The 2,001-nt window shown below is 60.8% G+C and carries 2 protein-coding genes and 1 pseudogene; all 3 read right to left on the bottom strand.

The features are described from left to right. Positions 1-232, bottom strand: a pseudogene (locus ACTG4J_RS15140) (YIP1 family protein); the annotation flags it as partial. Further along, the gene (locus tag ACTG4J_RS15135; RefSeq protein ID WP_439140566.1) at positions 232-1,533 is read right to left on the bottom strand and encodes a SufB/SufD family protein; all 1,302 of its coding nucleotides are present in this window, start codon (positions 1,531-1,533) and stop codon (positions 232-234) included. The pseudogene ACTG4J_RS15140 and the gene ACTG4J_RS15135, both read right to left, overlap by 1 nt. Continuing rightward, positions 1,533-2,001, bottom strand: a 469-nt coding sequence (gene sufC, locus ACTG4J_RS15130; RefSeq protein ID WP_439140565.1) for a Fe-S cluster assembly ATPase SufC, incomplete at its 5' end; no start/stop codon positions are given. The genes ACTG4J_RS15135 and sufC, both read right to left, overlap by 1 nt.

Below are 2,001 nucleotides of genomic sequence, written 5' to 3'. Positions count from 1 at the left end.
TCATCATCATTGCGAAAAAGGTGATCGCCATCTGCGCCTCTAGCGGGGCCTGCCCCGCGACGGCAAAATAGGCGTCTCGGCTCAGGCGTGGCCATTGTGCGATAAAAATGACCAGACAAGCGGCAAGCAATATGGCCAGCGCGCGATCTTCACGCCGGCCCATCGCCAATAGCTTGCGCATCACCCCCGCAGGGCTGCGCCATGTCGCCACGATGTCGGTCGAGACTGCCATCAGCCCTGCCTGCGCCGCCCCAGCCAAAGCTCAAGTCGATGGCGGATATCTTCGGCCAGCCGTTCATCCGCGATCTCGGTGATGGCCTCGTCGATGAAGGCCAAAACAAGCAGATCGGTGGCGATGTCACGTGGCACACCGCGCGCACGCAGATAAAAAAGCGCCGTCTCGTCGATCGCGCCCGTGGTCGAGCCATGCGAGCAGCTGACATCATCGGCATAGATCTCAAGCTCGGGTTTGGCCAAGAACACCGAGTCGTCGTCGAGCAACAGCGATTGACTGATCTGGTAGCCATCGGTTTTCTGCGCGCCCGGCTTGACCAGGATCTTGCCCTGAAACACGCCGACCGCCCCGTTGCGCAGCACCTTCTTGAAGACCTGACGGCTTTCGCAACGCTCCGCATCATGGGTGATGAAGACCGTATCGTCATGGTGAAAGGCGGCATTTTCCCCATCGCCAAGGGCCGCCCCCGCCACATGGGCGCTGGCGTCATCACCCGTCAACGCGATCACATGCTCATTGCGGGTCAGCACGCCATTGGCCGTGAGGGTAAAGGATTTGTACTGGCTGCGCGCACCAAGACGGGCAAAGACATGGGTCGCCGCGCGACGCTCATGATCGCGTCCTTGCGTGCGGACATGGTGGAAATCGCCGTCATCGGCGACACTGACCTCCATCACCTTGTTAAAGCGTGCAGCCGCCGGCCCGTTTTCCAAAAGCGTCAACGACGCCCCGCTTTCAACCCGCACCACATGGTGCAAAATCGCATCCGATGTCGGATCGCGGTGCAGATAGATCAGGCTCACGGGCTTAGCGGCCGCGCCCGTTGCGCGGATCACCACGCCATCGGTGGCAAAGGCCGTATTGAGCGCGGCCAAGGGCCGGGCCACGGGAGTCTGCCCATCCGCCTCGAGCAACCCGTAATAGTCGCGCGCCCAGTGCAGATCCATCGCCATGGCATCGGACAGGCGCATGATCTCGACCCCGGCCATGGCCGGATCATCCGATTGCGCAGGATCGAAGACACCATCGACGAAAACCAGCTGCAAGCGGTCGATCCCGGAAAAGATCGGCGCCTCGTCGCTGTCATCATGAAGGGCAGCACGCTGTACAGCGAGCTGAGTGAGACTCGTGGGATCGGTATATTTCCAATACTCATCGCGCCGGTTGGGCATTCCCATGACGCGCAACCGCGCAAGGGCGGCATGGCGCGCGGTCTTTGCCCAGGCCTTGCCCTCCGGCATGGCGAGCGTGCCGATGCGGCTTTCGAGCAGGTCTTGCTTTGTCTGCGCCACGGCCATCACGCCACCTCGGCCAGAATGTCGGCATAACCGTTCTTTTCGACCTCGAGCGCCAATTCCGGCCCACCCGTCTTCACGATCCGGCCATCTGCCATGATATGCACGACATCGGGTTTGATGTGATCGAGCAGGCGCTGGTAATGCGTGATCACCAAAAAGCCACGCCCGCTATCGCGCAGCGCGTTCACCCCGTCGGAGACAAGCTTCATCGCATCGACATCGAGGCCGCTATCGGTTTCGTCCAAGATGCACATCTTGGGTTCCAACATCGCCATCTGCAAGATTTCGTTGCGCTTTTTCTCGCCACCCGAGAAACCGACATTGACCGGACGTTTGAGCATCTCGGCATCGATCTTGAGCGCCTTGGCTTTCTCGCGCACGAGTTTGAGGAAATCGCCGGCGCTGATCTCATCTTCGCCGCGGGTCTTGCGCTGCGCGTTGAGCGCGGTGCGCAAAAAGGTCATGTTG

The sequence above is a fragment of the Roseicyclus sp. genome (genome assembly GCF_965662675.1).
Taxonomy (GTDB): domain Bacteria; phylum Pseudomonadota; class Alphaproteobacteria; order Rhodobacterales; family Rhodobacteraceae; genus Roseicyclus.
Note: the sequence above shows the minus strand (reverse complement) of the source record. Positions and strands in the feature narration are given on the sequence as shown.

Bases quoted from the DNA above. Each gene is read 5' to 3' on its own strand.
- ACTG4J_RS15135 (WP_439140566.1), bottom strand. From the start codon at position 1,533: ATGGCCGTGGCGCAGACAAAGCAAGACCTGCTCGAAAGCCGCATCGGC.